Source organism: Rhizobium sp. K102 (assembly GCF_022385315.1).
GTDB lineage: Bacteria > Pseudomonadota > Alphaproteobacteria > Rhizobiales > Rhizobiaceae > Rhizobium > Rhizobium croatiense.
Map to the genome: position 1 here is coordinate 2,993,510 of NZ_CP092436.1, position 14,912 is coordinate 3,008,421.

At 64.1% G+C, this 14,912-nt stretch carries 19 protein-coding genes; 11 read left to right on the plus strand and 8 right to left on the minus strand.

The features are described 5' to 3' along the window. Positions 1 to 47: 47 nt before the first annotated feature. On the minus strand, positions 48 to 680 hold the full coding sequence (locus MHI61_RS20755; protein ID WP_239790328.1) for a YitT family protein: 633 nt from the start codon (positions 678 to 680) through the stop codon (positions 48 to 50). A 132-nt stretch (positions 681 to 812) separates the two neighbouring features. Here MHI61_RS20755 and MHI61_RS20760 point away from each other — a divergent pair, with 132 nt between their 5' ends. Then, on the plus strand, positions 813 to 1,313 hold the full coding sequence (locus MHI61_RS20760) for an Rrf2 family transcriptional regulator (RefSeq protein WP_239790329.1): 501 nt from the start codon (positions 813 to 815) through the stop codon (positions 1,311 to 1,313). 21 nt (positions 1,314 to 1,334) lie between these two features. Beyond that, a complete protein-coding gene (locus MHI61_RS20765) occupies positions 1,335 to 1,796 on the plus strand; it encodes a carboxymuconolactone decarboxylase family protein (protein ID WP_239790330.1) in 462 nt (153 codons plus the stop codon). 157 nt (positions 1,797 to 1,953) lie between these two features. On the opposite strand, the gene MHI61_RS32665 is transcribed toward MHI61_RS20765, so the two are convergent. The 3 genes from MHI61_RS32665 to MHI61_RS20775 form a co-directional block, all read right to left on the minus strand. Next, entirely contained in the window at positions 1,954 to 2,088 is a 135-nt protein-coding gene (locus MHI61_RS32665) for a hypothetical protein (RefSeq protein WP_275593076.1), read from the minus strand. Between the two features lie 130 nt (positions 2,089 to 2,218). Then, positions 2,219 to 2,854, minus strand: coding sequence for a YitT family protein (locus MHI61_RS20770; RefSeq protein ID WP_239790331.1), 636 nt, complete (start codon positions 2,852 to 2,854; stop codon positions 2,219 to 2,221). Positions 2,855 to 3,063: 209 nt separating this feature from the next. Next, a complete protein-coding gene (locus MHI61_RS20775) occupies positions 3,064 to 3,996 on the minus strand; it encodes a methyltransferase (RefSeq protein ID WP_239790332.1) in 933 nt (310 codons plus the stop codon). 175 nt (positions 3,997 to 4,171) lie between these two features. On the opposite strand from MHI61_RS20775, the gene MHI61_RS20780 reads away from it, so the two are divergent. The 3 genes from MHI61_RS20780 to MHI61_RS20790 are packed head-to-tail and all read left to right on the plus strand — an operon-like array spanning position 4,172 to position 6,312. After that, the gene (locus tag MHI61_RS20780) at positions 4,172 to 4,438 is read left to right on the plus strand and encodes a DUF6460 domain-containing protein (RefSeq protein WP_239790333.1); all 267 of its coding nucleotides are present in this window, start codon (positions 4,172 to 4,174) and stop codon (positions 4,436 to 4,438) included. 1 nt (position 4,439) lies between these two features. After that, complete coding sequence (locus MHI61_RS20785) at positions 4,440 to 4,937, plus strand: CAP domain-containing protein (protein WP_097667925.1); 498 nt, start codon at positions 4,440 to 4,442, stop codon at positions 4,935 to 4,937. Between the two features lie 28 nt (positions 4,938 to 4,965). Next, complete coding sequence (locus MHI61_RS20790) at positions 4,966 to 6,312, plus strand: MATE family efflux transporter (protein ID WP_239790334.1); 1,347 nt, start codon at positions 4,966 to 4,968, stop codon at positions 6,310 to 6,312. Here the strand turns inward: MHI61_RS20790 and MHI61_RS20795 are convergent. After that, positions 6,288 to 7,376 (minus strand): quinone-dependent dihydroorotate dehydrogenase, encoded by a 1,089-nt coding sequence (locus MHI61_RS20795; protein ID WP_239790335.1) that lies wholly within the window; start codon positions 7,374 to 7,376, stop codon positions 6,288 to 6,290. The genes MHI61_RS20790 and MHI61_RS20795 overlap by 25 nt on opposite strands. After that, complete coding sequence (locus MHI61_RS20800; RefSeq protein ID WP_239790336.1) at positions 7,373 to 7,726, minus strand: DUF952 domain-containing protein; 354 nt, start codon at positions 7,724 to 7,726, stop codon at positions 7,373 to 7,375. The genes MHI61_RS20795 and MHI61_RS20800 overlap by 4 nt, the downstream gene beginning before the upstream one ends. Positions 7,727 to 7,843: 117 nt before the next feature. On the opposite strand from MHI61_RS20800, the gene MHI61_RS20805 reads away from it, so the two are divergent. From MHI61_RS20805 to MHI61_RS20825, 5 genes are all read left to right on the plus strand, one after another. Continuing rightward, a complete protein-coding gene (locus MHI61_RS20805) occupies positions 7,844 to 8,242 on the plus strand; it encodes a hypothetical protein (RefSeq protein ID WP_239790337.1) in 399 nt (132 codons plus the stop codon). 90 nt (positions 8,243 to 8,332) lie between these two features. Beyond that, positions 8,333 to 8,980 (plus strand): response regulator transcription factor, encoded by a 648-nt coding sequence (locus tag MHI61_RS20810; protein ID WP_222144776.1) that lies wholly within the window; start codon positions 8,333 to 8,335, stop codon positions 8,978 to 8,980. 125 nt (positions 8,981 to 9,105) lie between these two features. Then, positions 9,106 to 9,777, plus strand: a complete 672-nt coding sequence (locus tag MHI61_RS20815; protein ID WP_239790338.1) for a helix-turn-helix transcriptional regulator — start codon at positions 9,106 to 9,108, stop codon at positions 9,775 to 9,777. An 11-nt stretch (positions 9,778 to 9,788) separates the two neighbouring features. Then, positions 9,789 to 10,502 carry a thermonuclease family protein gene (locus MHI61_RS20820; protein WP_239790339.1) on the plus strand — a complete coding sequence of 238 codons (714 nt, stop codon included), beginning with the start codon at positions 9,789 to 9,791 and terminating at the stop codon, positions 10,500 to 10,502. 88 nt (positions 10,503 to 10,590) lie between these two features. Continuing rightward, entirely contained in the window at positions 10,591 to 11,004 is a 414-nt protein-coding gene (locus MHI61_RS20825; RefSeq protein WP_097582376.1) for a tellurite resistance TerB family protein, read from the plus strand. A 27-nt stretch (positions 11,005 to 11,031) separates the two neighbouring features. Here MHI61_RS20825 and MHI61_RS20830 read toward each other — a convergent pair whose 3' ends face one another. Continuing rightward, the gene (locus MHI61_RS20830) at positions 11,032 to 11,898 is read right to left on the minus strand and encodes a transporter substrate-binding domain-containing protein (protein WP_239790340.1); all 867 of its coding nucleotides are present in this window, start codon (positions 11,896 to 11,898) and stop codon (positions 11,032 to 11,034) included. 351 nt (positions 11,899 to 12,249) lie between these two features. On the opposite strand from MHI61_RS20830, the gene MHI61_RS20835 reads away from it, so the two are divergent. Next, the gene (locus tag MHI61_RS20835; protein WP_239790341.1) at positions 12,250 to 14,259 is read left to right on the plus strand and encodes a methyl-accepting chemotaxis protein; all 2,010 of its coding nucleotides are present in this window, start codon (positions 12,250 to 12,252) and stop codon (positions 14,257 to 14,259) included. A gap of 229 nt (positions 14,260 to 14,488) precedes the next feature. On the opposite strand, the gene MHI61_RS20840 is transcribed toward MHI61_RS20835, so the two are convergent. Then, entirely contained in the window at positions 14,489 to 14,869 is a 381-nt protein-coding gene (locus MHI61_RS20840; protein WP_239790342.1) for a VOC family protein, read from the minus strand. Positions 14,870 to 14,912: the final 43 nt, after the last annotated feature.

The window sequence follows — 14,912 nt, forward strand, 5'->3', positions numbered from 1 at the left end:
TCCCGAAGGTAGTGAAAAACGGGCGAAAAAGAAGGGCGGCCGATCGCTCACATCGCGATATAGCGGTCCTTGCGATGATTGACGGCGAGAGTGAGATTGAGCACGACCGCGCCAAGCACCGAACAGGCGATGATGAAGGGGCTGGCGACCAGGAAGGAGAGCGCCAGCACGATGCCGTCGAAGCCGAGCTGGACGAGGCCGGCGCGCCAGCCGAAGCGATCCTGGATATAGAGGGCGAGGATGCCGATGCCGCCGAGACTGGCGCGATGGCGGAAGAGCGCCAGCATGCCGGCAGCGATGACGAGGCCTCCGAAGAGCGCCCCGGCGACCGGATGGACATGTGTCACGCCGATGAAGGCGGGCGCGAATTCGGACAGGACCGAGGTCAGGCCGATCGCAACGAACGTCTTGATGGTGAAGGCAGGACCCATGCGGCGGAAGGCAAGATAATAGAAGGGCAGGTTCACGGCAAAGAAGCAGAGGCCGAAGCTTAATCCGGTCGCATAATGGGCGAGGAAGGCGAGGCCCGCGGTGCCACCGGCGAGCAGCCCGGCGCCGGAGAGCAGCGTGACGCCAAGCACGGCGAGCATGCTGCCGGCGACGATGCCCTGCGCGTCGTCGAACAGCGAGTGCCGGTCGGCGCTGGAATTCAGAAGGCCTGCGAAGGCGTTGGATGCCATGATGTTCCCCTGTCGGATTTTTCCGTTTCTATCCGCCGGCACAATAAAGGCAAGCGGCAAGCAGCAAGGGCAGTTCTTGACAGCGGCGACAATCATGGATATATTTTATCCATGATTTAAGGAGATGCCGGCATGAAGATGGGCGATGGCGTCGAACAGGCCATTCACAGCGTTGCGATACTTTCCGGCCTCTCCGAAGGCGGCGTGCTGTCGGCCGCGGCATTGGCGGAATTCCACGGTGTGTCGACGAGCTATCTGTTGAAACATCTGCAGGCTCTCTCGGGTGCCGGCATCCTCGACACCGTGCCGGGCCCGCGGGGCGGATATAGACTGGCGAAGCCGCCGGAAGAGATTTCGCTACTCGACATCCTGCTCGCCGTCGAGGGGCCGGCGCCGGCTTTCCGCTGCGCCGAAATCCGCCAGCGCGGCCCGAGCCCGGTTTCCGACCGCTTCTTCGCCAAGCCCTGCACCATCAGCGCGGCGATGCTGCGGGCCGAACGGGTCTACCGGGCCGAACTCGCCAAGACCAGCATTGCCGATCTCGGCATCGCATTGAATGCCCTCGACGACGGATCGATCGCAGCCCGCGGCTGCGCCTTCCTCGAAATCCACGAACGCAAGACGGCTCGCTGAGCCCAATCAAAGGAGAAAGACATGCAACCGCGTTTCAACTTCGCCAAAGCCGCCCCCGATGCCTACAAGGCCGTCACCGCGCTCGAACAATATGTCCAGACCTCTGGCCTGGAGCGCCGCTTCATCCACCTGATCAAGCTGCGCGCCTCTCAGATCAACGGCTGCGCCTATTGCGTCGACATGCATGTGAAGGAAGCCCGCCACGACGGGCTCAGCGAGCAATGGATCAACCTGATGTGCGTCTGGCGGGAATCGCCGGTCTATGACGCGCGCGAACGCGCCTTGCTCGGCTGGGTCGACGCCGTCACCAACATCGCCAAAACCGGTGCGCCGGATGCCGACTACGAGACGTTGAAGGCGCATTTCTCCGAAGAGGAGATGACGAAGATCACGGTGACGATCGGCGCGATCAATGTCTGGAACCGGCTGGCCGTCGGCTTCCGCTCGCAGCATCCGATCGATGCGGTGACAAAGGCGGCATGAGGCTGGTTCGAACCGAATCTCCGGCGTCCCTCTCCCCGTAAAACGGGGAGAGGGCTAGGGTGAGGGGCAAATCACACGGCATGACTTTTCGTGGAGAGAGGAGTTACGGCGGATTGCCGGCGACCGACCCGAAACTCCGGGTCGGCCGAATTTGTGATCACTCGTGAGCCCTGGCGGCTCTTGCGGCAACGGCGTCAAACCCATCGCCCGAGAGGTCGATGCTGTTGAGCAGATCGCGAACGACTTTCGCGATTTCCTCGGCGGAAGCGCCCTTGGCGTATTCTTCCTGCATGCGGCGTCTCACAAGTTTTTCCAAATCTGACATAACTCACCTCATCAAATCCGGCGCGGGGGAAATGTCGCGCCGCGACCAGTCGCAGGCAAGTTACGTTTTGTTCAGAATGGGTTACGGATTTGTAATGTCAGAGGGCGATGTAGCGGTCGGCGCGGTGGTTGATGGCGACGAAGAGGTTGAGGACGAGGGCGCCGAGGACAGAATAGAAGACCACCGGCGGCGTGGTGACAAAGAAGGCGGCGGCCAGCACGCACAAGTCGATGCCAAGCTGGACGAGGCCGGCGCGGATGCCGAAACGCTCCTGGAGATAGACCCCGAGAATGCCGACGCCGCCGAGGCTGGCGCGGTGGCGATAAAGCGCCAGCGCGCCGAAGCCGAGCAGCAGGCCGCCGAGAAGGGCCGCCCAGGCCGGATGGATGCTCGAAATGGAAAAGAGACGCGACTGTTGATCTGACATCACCGAGGTCAGGCCGATGGCGATGAAGGTCTTGACCGTAAAGGCCATGCCGAGACGCTTCCACGACAGATAGAAGAACGGCAGGTTGAGCAGGAAGAAGGCGAGGCCGAAATTGACGCCGAAAGCGTAATGCAGAAGGAAGGCGACGCCGGCCGTACTGCCGGTGAGAAGGCCGGCGCTGGCAAGCACGTAAAGGCCGAGCGCGGCGACAAGACTGCCGGAGAATATGCCCTGCACGTCTTCGATCGGAGAGTGACGCGTCGCGCTTGTATTCCAGACGCCGAGGGCATTGATGAGCTGAGTCATGTCGCCAGTCTCCAACAGCAGACGTGTTCGGGAGCACATCCGGAGAAATCCGGACGCGGTGGATTTTTGATTGTGAAATGAGCCGAGCGCTCGGCGTCTGATCGCCGCGCGCTCTTCGGATACCCTTGCAATATCAGGCTTTCCGGCGTCCAATCAAGCGAAATAGGTAAGCAATGCTGTCCTATTAAAAAATCGCAAGAAATATTCGCTCAGACCGGCTTGCGCGTAAGGAACAGAATGCCGGCAACCGGTTTGCCGCCATCTTTGCGAATGACGGTCTTGGCGATTTCGAGGATTTCGAAGCCGTGTCGGGAAAGCAGCATGCTCACATAGGCTTCCGAATGGGCATAACGCAGCGACGGCGCGAGATGGAAGCCGTCGCTATCCCCCGCATCCTCGACGGAAAAGGCGAGATCGGCGCCGGCGGCGGCGAGATCGTCGATGATGGCAAAGACGCTTTCGAGATTGCCGAGATACATCAGCACGTCGGCTGCGGTCACCAGGTCGGCGCGGCCGCGTGGCCCATCGGCAAAGAGGCCGGAAAGATCGGGCGCAAGCGACAGGTCGGCCTGGGCGAGGTGATCGTAGACCTCCTTCTCGGCCGCCTTGGCCAGCATGTTCTGCGAGAGGTCGAAACCTTCGAGGCGGCCGACGCGGCCATGGATTTCGGGGCCGAGCAGGCCGGTGCCGCAGCCGAGATCGACGGCGCATGCGTAATGCCTGCCGGTGGCAGAAACGAGGGCTGCGAGCTTCTGCGGGACAGTGTAATCGAGTTTTTCGACGAGCGAGGTTTCGAAACGCTCGGCATAATCGTCGAACAGGCGCTCTATGTAGCGGCTCGGCGGCCGGTCGGGTGTGGCGCCGTCGCCGAGAAGGGCGAGCTTCAGGGCCGAACCGAAAACATCTTCGGGATCGAGGGCAAGCGTGCTGCGATAGGCCTCGATCGCGGCTTCCGCCCTGCCCGCCTTTTCGCGATAGGTGGCGAGGCGATACCAGCCGGCCGCCCATGCCGGTGCGAGTTCGAGCGCCTGCTCCATCAGCTCGGCCGCCGCCTCCGGCTCGCCGCCCTCTTCGAGCATCCGGGCATAGTCGGCGCGGCGGTCGGCGATGACATCGCCTGAGGAAAGCTGGTGGGGCTGCATCATCGGCTCTTTATTTTAGGCATGCCGTTGCGCTGCACGGTCTTGCACTGGCCCGCATCTGGCGGCGGCCACAAAAAAACTCAAGTCCTATTTCACAGGCGAAGCGGCCAATCCCGGAAAGGGCTTGCGGGCGGCGCACCGCGACCTTATTCCAAGGACAAACAGGAGATGGTGCATGTCCGATCAGGTGAACAGGTTCCTCGGCGATTCGCTCGGCCGCACATTGATAAAACTCATCGTCGTGTCGCTGATCGTCGGATTTGTCATGACCGTCTTCGGCCTGACGCCGTGGAACATCATCTATGGGTTCCGCGACTTCATCCTGGAAATCTGGCATCGGGGTTTTTCAGCGCTCGGGCAGGTCGGCGATTATCTCCTCCTCGGGGCGACGATCGTCATTCCGCTATTCCTCATCCTTCGGCTTTTCAGCTATCACCGGTAACATGACCTCCATCGATCTTTCGCGCCGCGGCCTGCTGCGTCTTTCTGGACTCGCGTTCGCCGCTGGCATCGCCGGCTGCACCACCACGCCGCGCCTTGCCGGCACCCCGTCCAACGGCGAGGACGAGACGGCAAGCGTATTGCCGCTCGTCAACCAGCTGCGGGCCAAAAACGGGCTGCCGGCGCTTAGCCCCGACCCGGCGGCGCAGACGGCCGCCCTCTTCCAGGCCAAACGCATGGCAAGCGCCGGCAAGATGGCGCATCTGATCGGCATGACCGACAGCTTCGGCGCCCGCGTCAAGGCGAGCGGCGTGCAGCTGCCGGCGGCGGAGAATATCGCTTCCGGCCAGCAGAGCGTCGATGCAGTAGTGACCGCCTGGATCAACTCGCCGCATCATCTGGAAAACATGCTGGGGCGCTATGGCGGCCTCGGCGTCGCCGTCGCCCACAATTCATCTTCCAGGAACCTGCCCTATTGGGCGATGGTGCTGTCAAGCTGAGGCGATTCGGCCTCGACATGGGGCAAGCATGGATACGCGCAGCAGCAGTCATTCCCTTGCCTTCGAGGTCACGCACCGGCTGGTGCTCTCGATCGCCATTCCGATGACGCTCGGCTTCCTGACGACGCCGATGCTCGGGCTGACGAGCACGGCCGTCGTCGGCCATATGGGCGATCCGGAAGCGCTGGCGGGGCTGGCGATCGGTGCAATGCTCTTCGATCTCATCCTGGGCAGTTTCAATTTCCTGCGGGCATCGACGACGGGCCTGACGGCGCAGGCCTATGGCCGGCGAGACCGGCACGAACAGCAGGCGGTCTTCTCGAGGGCGCTGATCTCGGCGCTCGGCTGCGGGCTGGCGCTGCTCTGTCTTTCGCCGCTGCTGAAAGCGGCGGGATTGCGGTTGATGGGCGCGGAAGGCGCGATCGCCGAGGCGACCGCCACCTATTTCTCGATTCGCATCCTGGCAGCGCCGGCCGCACTCGCCAATTACGCCATCCTCGGCTTCGTGCTCGGGCGCGGACAGGGCGGTGTTGGGCTGCTGCTGCAGGCGCTGATCAACGGCATCAATATCCTGCTGTCGATCTATCTCGGCCTGTCGCTCGGCTGGGGCGTGGCCGGTGTCGCCTGGGGAACGTTGGCCGGCGAGGTGGCCGGCGCGCTCGCCGGGCTGTTCATCGTGCTCGGCGGCTTTGCCAAATCAGAGCGGCCGGCATGGTCCGAGGTCTTTTCCCGCCACCGGCTGGCCGAGCTTTTCGCGCTGAACCGCGACATCCTGATCCGCACCTTCGTGCTGATCGGCGCCTTCACGATCATGACGCGGATCGGCACCGGCTTCGGCGCGGTGACGCTTGCCGCCAATGCCGTGCTGATGAATTTCTTCCTGCTGTCGGGCTATTATCTCGACGGGCTTGCCAATGCAGCCGAGCAGATCACCGGCCGGGCGATCGGCGCGCGTTACCGGCCGGCCTTCGACCGCGGGCTGAAGCTCACCACCTTCTGGTCCTTCGGCCTGGCGGCGATCGTCTCCGCCTTCTTCCTGCTCGCCGGGCCCTGGCTGATCTCGGTGCTGACGACCTCGCCCGAGGTGCGGCAGGCGGCGGCGACCTATCTGCCCTGGGCGGCGGTGACCGGGCTCACCGGCGCGCTCGCCTTCCTGATGGACGGGGTCTTCATCGGCGCGACATGGTCGGCCGACATGCGCAACCGGATGCTGCTGTCCTTTGCCGGTTACCTCGCCATGCTCGCGGTCTTCGTGCCGCTCTTCGGCAATCACGGCCTGTGGCTGGCGATGAACGCCTTCCTGCTGTTCCGCGGCTTTTTCCTGGCGATGCTGGTCAGGCCGCGGGCCGATCAGACCTTCCGCGCCGCCCAGTAATCGAGCCTGCTGTCGCGCAGCTCGCGGATCGAGCCGGCCTTTTCCCGGTCGAGCAGCGCCGAGAGGCCGCGGACGATATCGCCCGGCAGGCCGGGGCCTTCATAGACCATGCAGGAATAGAGCTGGACGAGATCGGCGCCCGCCCTGATCTTCTCCAGCGCGGTCTCGGCCGATGAGACGCCGCCGACGCCGATGATCGTCAGCGCGGCGCCGACGCGCTTGCGCATCCTGGCAAGCACGGCGGTCGACTTTTCGAACAGCGGCACGCCGGAGAGGCCGCCCGTCTCCTTGGCCTGGCGCTGATCTTTCAGGCCCTCGCGCGACAGCGTGGTGTTGGAGACGATCAGCCCATCCAGCGGATGCGCAAGCGCTTCGGCGGCAATATCGTCCATGCCTTCCTCGGTCAGATCGGGGGCGATCTTCAGAAAGACCGGGATCTTGCGGCCGGATCTCTCAGCCATCTCATCGCGCGCCGCCAGCACGGCCGACAGCAGCGCCGCAAGGCTTTCGCGCGCCTGCAGGTCTCGCAGGCCGGGCGTATTCGGTGAGGAGATGTTGGCGGTGAAATAGCGCGCGACGGAATAGAAACAGCGGATGCCGGCGACATAATCGGTGATGCGGTCCTCGCTGTCCTTGTTGGCGCCGATATTGACGCCGACGATGCCTTTGCCCGTCAGCGCCGAGAGCCGATCGAAAGCAGCCTCATGGCCTTCATTGTTGAAACCGAGGCGATTGATGACGGCTTCATCCTCGACCAGGCGGAAGATGCGCGGACGCGGATTGCCGGCTTGCGGCTTCGGCGTCACCGTGCCGATCTCGGTAAAGCCGAAGCCGAGCCTCAGCAGCGCCTCTGGCACCTCGGCATTCTTGTCGTAGCCCGCCGCCATGCCGAGCGGGTTTTCGAAGGTGAGGCCGGCGACGGTCTGGCGAAGGCGCGGATCGGGAGTGATCTGGCAGGCGGGCACGAGGCCGGATTTCAAAGCCGCGATCGACATACCGTGCGCCGTTTCCGGATCGAACAGGAACAGACCCTTGCGGGCGAGACGCTTGAAGGGATCGATCATGGCTGCAGCTCCGGGAAGATATGGACGCCCGCCTCGTCGAGCGGCAGTCGCACCTCCCACAGCACGGCCGCAAGCGGCAGATCGGCATAGAGATGCGGGAACAGATCGCCGCCGCGCGAGGGTTCGAAGATCAGCTTGTCACCGAGGCCGCCGCCATCGACGGCAACCAGCATCAGGCCGGACTGGCCGGCAAAATGCAGGGCAGCGGTCTGCTTAACCTGGTCAGCAGTCGAAAAATGGATAAAGCCGTCCTTGAGATCGATGCCGGCGCCATGAAAAACACCGCTTTGTCTGGCTTGCTGCCAGAGCGGTTCCGTCACGATCTTGTAAAGGGTCGGTGTCAGGGTCATCATGGCCTCGCGATTGCTGGTCCTCGATCACCAGCGCTTTGCCGGAAAGAGGCGGCAATGTCCACGCCCCGGCGCTTAAAAACAGGACCCGCACAGGCAAATCCGGAGGATGAGACGATGAAGATTTTGGTTCTCACACTTGGCGCTGTACTCCTGCCGCTGGCAGCTGTCGCGGCCGAGGCCGATGCGGGCCGGTTCCAGTTGGAAAAAAGCGGCGATCATTTCGTCCGGCTCGACCGCCAGTCCGGCGCCATGTCGATCTGCCAGGACAAGGACGGCGCTCTCGTCTGCCGCATGGCCGCCGACGAGCGGGCGGCCTACGAGGACGAACTCGACCGGCTTGCGGAGCGGGTGACCAAGCTGGAACAGGAAGGCCTCGTCCAGCGGGCGCTGCCGAGCGACGCCGAGATCGACCGCTCGATCAGCATCATGCAGAAGATGATGAAGAGTTTCATGGGGATGGTGAAGGAGTTCCAGGCCGAGGAAAAGGCCAATCCCCTTCCGCAGAAGACCTGATCTGATATAGTCATTTCAGCAGCCATGCATGGAGCGCAGTGGGGACGGCGTCGCATGCAGCATGATCGGACTCTTGGGAGGGAGTTTTCGATGCAGGAACAGACCATCATCATTGCCGACGACCATCCGCTTTTCCGCGATGCGTTGCGCCAGGCCGTCATCGGCATGGAAGGTCGCCAGTCGATCGTCGAAGCCGGCGATTTCGCCGCCGCGCGGACCGCAGCCGGCGCCCATCCGGACGCCGATCTGATGCTGCTCGACCTCGCCATGCCCGGCGTCAGCGGCTTTTCCGGCCTGATGGCCTTGCGCGCCGAATTCGCCAGCCTGCCGATCATCATCGTCTCGGCGACCGACGACGCAACGACGATCCGCCGGGCGCTGGAACTCGGCGCCTCCGGCTTCATTTCGAAATCCTCCGGTATCGAAGACATTCGCCGCAGCATCCAGACGGTGCTTGCCGGCGATATCGCCACACCGGAAAGCTATCGCGACGGCCAGGAGCAGGACCCCGACGTTGCCGACCTGATCCACCGCCTGCATACGCTGACGCCGCAGCAAAGCCGGGTGCTGACCATGCTCGCCGAAGGCCTGCTGAACAAGCAGATCGCCTATGAACTCGGCGTCTCCGAGGCGACGATCAAGGCGCATGTCTCGGCGATCCTCTTGAAACTCGATGTCGACAGCCGCACGCAGGCCGTCATCCAGCTCGGCAAGATCAACATGGCGATGGTCGCCTGAGGGCGGCCGAAACCGCCGATAAAAGGATTTTATTCCTCCTTTACCTTTACGCGCGCCGCCCGCTCGGTTACACTTCCGGCCGGCTGGAGCGCGGCCCCGGATAGGCTGCACGGAATCGGGCGCATATGCTGTCACACGAGCAGATCTGGGAGGCGATCGACAGGCTTGCCGAGCGGCACGACCTGACGCCATCCGGTCTTGCGCGCCGCGCCGGGCTCGATCCAACCTCCTTCAACAAATCGAAACGGCTTTCGGCCGACGGGCGGCTGCGCTGGCCCTCGACCGAATCGATCTCCAAGGTGCTCGATGCGACAGGGGCGAGCATGGAGCAGTTTATGGCCTTCATGCGACCGGGCGCCAATTCTTCCGCAGTACTGGCGGGCGAGCGCGCCAAGCCGCCGCACGGCGGCGCCATTCCGCTGCTCGGCTTCGCGCAGGCCGGCGCCGGCGGCTTCTTCGACGATGGCGGCTTTCCGGCCGGGCAAGGCTGGGACGTGGTCGAATTTCCGGCTGCGACGTCGCAGAAATCGGGCGTCTACGCACTGGAAGTGCAGGGCGAGAGCATGCTGCCGCTCTACCGCGACGGCGACGTGCTGATCGTCGAACCCGGCGCGCAGGTGCGCCGCAACGACCGGGTCGTCGTGCGCACGCGCGAGGGCGAGGTGATGGCCAAGGTGCTGCTGCGCCAGAGCCCGCGGTCGATCGAGCTGATATCGCTGAATCCCGAACATCCGAACCGAACGCTCGATCTATCCGACGTCGAGTGGATCGCCCGCATCATCTGGGCCAGCCAATAGGAAGATATTCCATGCGCCCCGCCGCCGTCTTCACTGGACTCGCAGGAATGGCGGTCGTGGCCGGCCTGCTGATGGCCGGCGAAGCAAGGCTGCGCAGCGGGACGGGCGGCGAGGATACGACCGCCACAGAGGCGCCAGAAACGGGCGCGGCGGCGGAAATCGTCCCCGAGACGGCAGGCCGGTCGGCGCCGATCTCGGACGCAGATGCCGAGATCATCGCTCGCGCGGCGCAACTGGCCGCTCCCTCCCCCGCCCCGACGGGACGCACGGCGGCCAAGCCGGCTGATCCGGCGCGCCCATCTGAAACGCCCGGCGGGCAAGCGGCGGGGCCGGCCGCGAAGAAGCCGATCGAGCTGGCGCGGCCGGTGGCCGAAAATGCCGGCGTGCTTTCCTTTGGCGAGCGCCGGCTTCAGCTTGCCGGTATCATCCCGACACCGGCCGACAGGATATGCGGGCCGGCAGGCCGGCAATGGCCCTGCGGCATGATGGCGAAGACGGCCCTGCGCCAGCTCTTGCGCAGCCGCAGCCTCACCTGCGACCTCGACATGGCGGAATGGAAGGGGATGGCGACCGCCGCCTGCCGGCTCGGCACGCAGGATCTCGGCATATGGCTCGCCGAAAACGGCTGGGCCGAAGCCGAGGCGGACTCGCCGCTCGACGCTGTCTCCGAGAAGGCGAAGCAGGCGCAGATAGGCATTTACGGTGGCGACCCGCGCCGCAAATGACTGATGTCCGCGGCGGCGCGATGCTGCCGATCCCTTGTAAAGGCGGCCGCCAATTCCTAATCTCCGCTCACCGAAAAAGGAATCAGAGATGAACAAGCCGCTTTCCGCCCATGATGCCCTGATCTACGTGATGGTGATGGCCTCCGCCGTCGACAGCACGATGAACGACAGGGAGATGACGAGGATCGGCCAACTCATCGGATTCCTGCCGGTTTTCAAGGATTTCGATGACGAACGGCTGATTTCGATTGCGCGCGACTGCGCCTCGCTGCTGGCAGGGCCCGAAGGCCTCGACGTCGTTCTCGAAACCGTGCGCGACACGCTGCCAACAAAACTCTACGACACGGCCTATGCACTCGCCGTCGAAGTGGCTTCCGCCGACCTTTCGGTCAAGGCAGAGGAATTGCGGCTGCTCAGCCTGCTGCGCGACCGTCTCGGCCTCGATAAGCTGACCTGCGCGGCGATCGAACGCAGCGCCATTGCCCGCTTCCGCAACGGATAAGCCTGAAGCTCTTCAGGCGACCGCCTGTCAGTAGAGCCCGTAGGGAAAATAACGCAGATAGATTTCCTGCAGACGGCCGTTGCGCGACAGCGTGGCAAGCGCGTGATCGATGGCTGACGTCAGCACGCTGTCCTTCTGCCGCTGCATGATCGTCATGCCCTCGCCGAGGAAATGTTCGGACAGATAGGGACCGTCGAACAGCGCGCAGCATTTATCCGAGGCCGGCGAAGAGACCCAGAAGGAAAGCTGCAGCGCATCGGCGAAGGCGGCGTCGACCTTACGCTCCTTCAGCGCCGCAAGCAGAGCGTCCTTGGTGTCGAAGGTCTGGGCCTTGAGCGCCGGGAAAAATGCGGCCAGCATCGCCTCGTGCACCGTGCCCTTGACGACACCGACCGGCCGGCCGGCAAGGGCGGCGGCCGTCTTGCCGTCGACCGGTGCTGCGAGATTGCGCACGAAGCGCGCCGGCAGCATCAGATAGGGCCGGGAGAAGACGAACTGCCGGCGCAGCTCGGGGGTCACCGCAAGGCCGGCGATGACGGCATCGCCCTGCGAGGCGGCAAGCGCATCCTTGAGGTCGGCGAAAGGAATCGCCTGAATCTGGCACTTGTCGGATATTTCCAGCTCGCTGCAGATTTCGCGGGCGAGATCGACGTTGAAGCCGGAAAGCTTGCCGTTCTGATCGGTGAAATTGAAGGGCGGAAAATCGACCGACGTCAGGAAGCGCAGGCGCACAAGCGAGGAGAGATCGGGTCTCGCCAAACGCTCTCGCGCATCGAAGAGCAGCGGCAGCGAGGGCGCTGCCTGCTGGGCGGTGGCGGCAAGGCTTGAAGCGAGCAACAGCCCGAACGCGAAAAGCCCCTTCAGCGTCAGGGATGCCAGCTTGGATTCGGTCATCGTGATCCGGTCTCGGGTTCAGCGGGAAGCGTTGCGGGGGTGGAGAGATGTAACAGAGTCACGCCCGGTGGGGAATATGCGAGTATCCGACGCCGGAACGCCCGCCCCGTCCTTCGAGGCCCCTGCGGGGCACCTCAGGCTCTCTTGGTTTGCGGTGCAAAGCTCGTCCTTCAAATTATGGGCATTCTCCACACCCGCGTTAGGGCGGAATTAAAGAATAGTGCCTTTAGTTACGGCGACGTCATCGGACCCCGCCGGCCGATCGCATGATGCACGCGTCAGCGCTCTGTTTGTAACAATTGATTTCGAAGCGCCGGTGCGGCACGCCCGGCCAATCGGGTGACATTTCCCATGTTGAAGCATCTGAAAATCCGCACGAAAATCATATCGGTCGTGGCGCTCCTGGGGCTGATCACGATGGCCGGGCTGATCTATGTCATCGCCGAGTTTCGCCGTGCGGACGCCGCCTACAGCGCCTTCATCGATCATGAGGCGCTGGCCTCGATGCAGAGCGCACGCGCCAGCGCTTCGGTGGTGGCCTCGGTGCTGCAGGTCAGCCTGTTGGCCGAGCTGAAACCCGATACGCCGGCCTTCCAGACGGCGCTCGCCGCACCGAGCAAGCTGCCGCAGGCCCGTGACCGGATGAAGGCGGCGCTGGCGCTGGTCCCCGGCCGCAAACAGGCGATCGACGAGATCCAGGCGGGCATCGATGAAATCGAAGCCCTGGCCGGCAAGATCACCGAACAGAGCAAAGCCAAGGACAGCGCCGGCGCGCAGGCAAATGTCGCCCTGATCAGCGCCAAGCTCGATGCGCTGGCACCGAAGATGATTGCCAACGATGATGCGATGATGGCGCTGCTCAACGACGGCGGCGACGCGCTTTCGGCTTCCGTCAACGGCCGGATCACCTTCTGTCTCATCCTGATCGGCATTGCCGTTCTCGCTGCGATCGGCGTCGGCATTATTGTGGCGGAGTCCGGCATTTCAGGCCCGATGACGCATCTGCGGCTGCGCATGACACGGCTTGCCGAGGGCGATACCGACAGCGAGGTCGGCGGTCTCGATCGCAGCGACGAAGTGGGCCAGATGGCGCAAGCCGTATCGATCTTCCGCGACAACGCCATCGAGCGCCGTCAGATCGAAGCTCGCGCCGAGGCAGAGCGCAGCGTCAGCGACGGCGAGCGCCGCGAACGCGAGGCGCAGAAGGCGCGCGAAGCGTCCGAACTCGAACGCACCGTCGCAGCCCTCGGCGACGGCCTGCGCCGCCTTGCCGCCGGCGATCTCGCCTCGCATATCGACGAGCCCTTTGTTGCTCATCTCGATGCGCTGCGCCAGGATTTCAACCATTCGGTCGAAAAGCTCAACGAGACCTTGCAGGCGGTCGGCGCCAATGCGCGGGCAATCGGCGCCGGCGCCAACGAGATCCGGTCTTCCGCCGACGAGCTTTCCCGGCGGACGGAACAGCAGTCGGCCTCGGTCGAAGAAACCGCAGCGGCACTGGAAGAGATCACCACAACGGTGCGCGACGCCGCCAAACGTGCCGAAGAGGCGAGCCAGCTCGTCACCCGCACCCGCCTCGGCGCCGAAAAATCCGGCGAGATCGTTCGCAAGGCGGTCTCCGCGATGCAGCAGATCGAACAGTCCGCGGTCGAGATCGGCAACATCATCGGCGTCATCGACGATATCGCCTTCCAGACCAATCTGCTGGCCTTGAATGCCGGCGTCGAAGCCGCGCGCGCCGGCGAAGCCGGCAAGGGTTTTGCGGTGGTGGCCCAGGAAGTGCGCGAGCTCGCGCAGCGCTCCGCCAAGGCGGCCAAGGAAATCAAGGACCTGATTACGAATTCTGGCACGCATGTGCAGACCGGTGTGTCGCTCGTCGGCGAGACCGGCAAGGCGCTCGATGCGATCGTCACCGAAGTGCAGGAAATCAACCAGCACGTCCACGCGATTGCCGAAGCCTCGCGCGAGCAGTCGATCGGGTTGCAGGAGATCAACACCGCCGTCAACACCATGGATCAGGGCACGCAGCAGAATGCGGCGATGGTCGAGCAATCGACCGCCGCGAGCCATAGCCTCGCCACGGAGGCGACGGCACTCAACAATCTGCTCGGCCAGTTCCGGCTGACCGGCACCGGCAGCTTCGCCGCCGCCGCACCGATCGCATCGGTACGGCCGCCCGCCCCGGCACCGCGCGCCGCGGCGCGCCCGGTGGCCAAGGCTCCCGCGATCCGCGTCGCCCGGGAAGGCACGGCCCCGACCGCCTCGCCGGCCCGCGCCCTCGGCCAGACACTCGCCAACGCCTTCGGCGGCGGCAACAGCACGCCGTCAAAGAGCCAGGAGGCGGACTGGACGGAGTTCTGAGGCAAAGAACACCCTCAGCGTTCGCCGCCTGCCCCTCATCCGCCTGCCGGCACCTTCTCCCAGCTTGCGGGGCGAAGGGGACATGACGCGAGCTCTCTGTTCCACGCACCCCTCTCGCAGGGCAAGTCCCCTCTCCCCGTCTTACGGGGAGAGGGTTAGGGTGAGGGCAGCCTTCGGCCCGAACCGGAGCCCAGCTTTCTCTTTGCAGCAAAACGCCTCTCGCCTGGGTTTAACCCGGCCGCCAACCAACCTCGACGAGGATATGCCCCGGCGCGGTGCAATAGAACAGCCAGCCGCCGCGCATGGCGGCCGGCGGGCCGGAGAGGATAGCGCCGGCGGCAACAAGTCCGGCATGGACGGCATCGACATCAACCCTTTCGGGCAGGATGAAGCCGATATGATAGGTCTGGCGCTGCAATTCGACCTGGTCGGCGGTGCCGAACCTGGCGATGGCGTGGCTCAAGACGATCTCGAGGCCGCCGTCATCCTCCAGGATCGCCAAGCCGTTGTTGCCGCGCATATCCTTCAGCTTCAGGCCGAAATGGCGGATGAAGAAATCCGCCGTCACAGCAATATCGGGTACGTGAAAATCGAGATGGTTCAGGCGCATGACAGTCTCCGTTCAAAAAATCCCGGGACTGCCGTTTGCCGTC

Coding starts and splice junctions, on each gene's coding strand:
- MHI61_RS20795 (WP_239790335.1), bottom strand. CDS start 7,376: ATGATCGATCCCTTCAAGCGTCTCGCCCGCAAGGGTCTGTTCCTGTTC.
- MHI61_RS20815 (WP_239790338.1), top strand. CDS start 9,106: ATGCTGTCACACGAGCAGATCTGGGAGGCGATCGACAGGCTTGCCGAG.
- MHI61_RS20825 (WP_097582376.1), top strand. CDS start 10,591: ATGAACAAGCCGCTTTCCGCCCATGATGCCCTGATCTACGTGATGGTG.
- MHI61_RS20810 (WP_222144776.1), top strand. CDS start 8,333: ATGCAGGAACAGACCATCATCATTGCCGACGACCATCCGCTTTTCCGC.
- MHI61_RS20770 (WP_239790331.1), bottom strand. CDS start 2,854: ATGACTCAGCTCATCAATGCCCTCGGCGTCTGGAATACAAGCGCGACG.
- MHI61_RS20800 (WP_239790336.1), bottom strand. CDS start 7,726: ATGACCCTGACACCGACCCTTTACAAGATCGTGACGGAACCGCTCTGG.
- MHI61_RS20765 (WP_239790330.1), top strand. CDS start 1,335: ATGCAACCGCGTTTCAACTTCGCCAAAGCCGCCCCCGATGCCTACAAG.
- MHI61_RS20775 (WP_239790332.1), bottom strand. CDS start 3,996: ATGCAGCCCCACCAGCTTTCCTCAGGCGATGTCATCGCCGACCGCCGC.
- MHI61_RS20840 (WP_239790342.1), bottom strand. CDS start 14,869: ATGCGCCTGAACCATCTCGATTTTCACGTACCCGATATTGCTGTGACG.
- MHI61_RS20755 (WP_239790328.1), bottom strand. CDS start 680: ATGGCATCCAACGCCTTCGCAGGCCTTCTGAATTCCAGCGCCGACCGG.
- MHI61_RS32665 (WP_275593076.1), bottom strand. CDS start 2,088: ATGCAGGAAGAATACGCCAAGGGCGCTTCCGCCGAGGAAATCGCGAAA.
- MHI61_RS20830 (WP_239790340.1), bottom strand. CDS start 11,898: ATGACCGAATCCAAGCTGGCATCCCTGACGCTGAAGGGGCTTTTCGCG.
- MHI61_RS20780 (WP_239790333.1), top strand. CDS start 4,172: ATGTCCGATCAGGTGAACAGGTTCCTCGGCGATTCGCTCGGCCGCACA.
- MHI61_RS20785 (WP_097667925.1), top strand. CDS start 4,440: ATGACCTCCATCGATCTTTCGCGCCGCGGCCTGCTGCGTCTTTCTGGA.
- MHI61_RS20760 (WP_239790329.1), top strand. CDS start 813: ATGAAGATGGGCGATGGCGTCGAACAGGCCATTCACAGCGTTGCGATA.
- MHI61_RS20790 (WP_239790334.1), top strand. CDS start 4,966: ATGGATACGCGCAGCAGCAGTCATTCCCTTGCCTTCGAGGTCACGCAC.
- MHI61_RS20835 (WP_239790341.1), top strand. CDS start 12,250: ATGTTGAAGCATCTGAAAATCCGCACGAAAATCATATCGGTCGTGGCG.
- MHI61_RS20805 (WP_239790337.1), top strand. CDS start 7,844: ATGAAGATTTTGGTTCTCACACTTGGCGCTGTACTCCTGCCGCTGGCA.
- MHI61_RS20820 (WP_239790339.1), top strand. CDS start 9,789: ATGCGCCCCGCCGCCGTCTTCACTGGACTCGCAGGAATGGCGGTCGTG.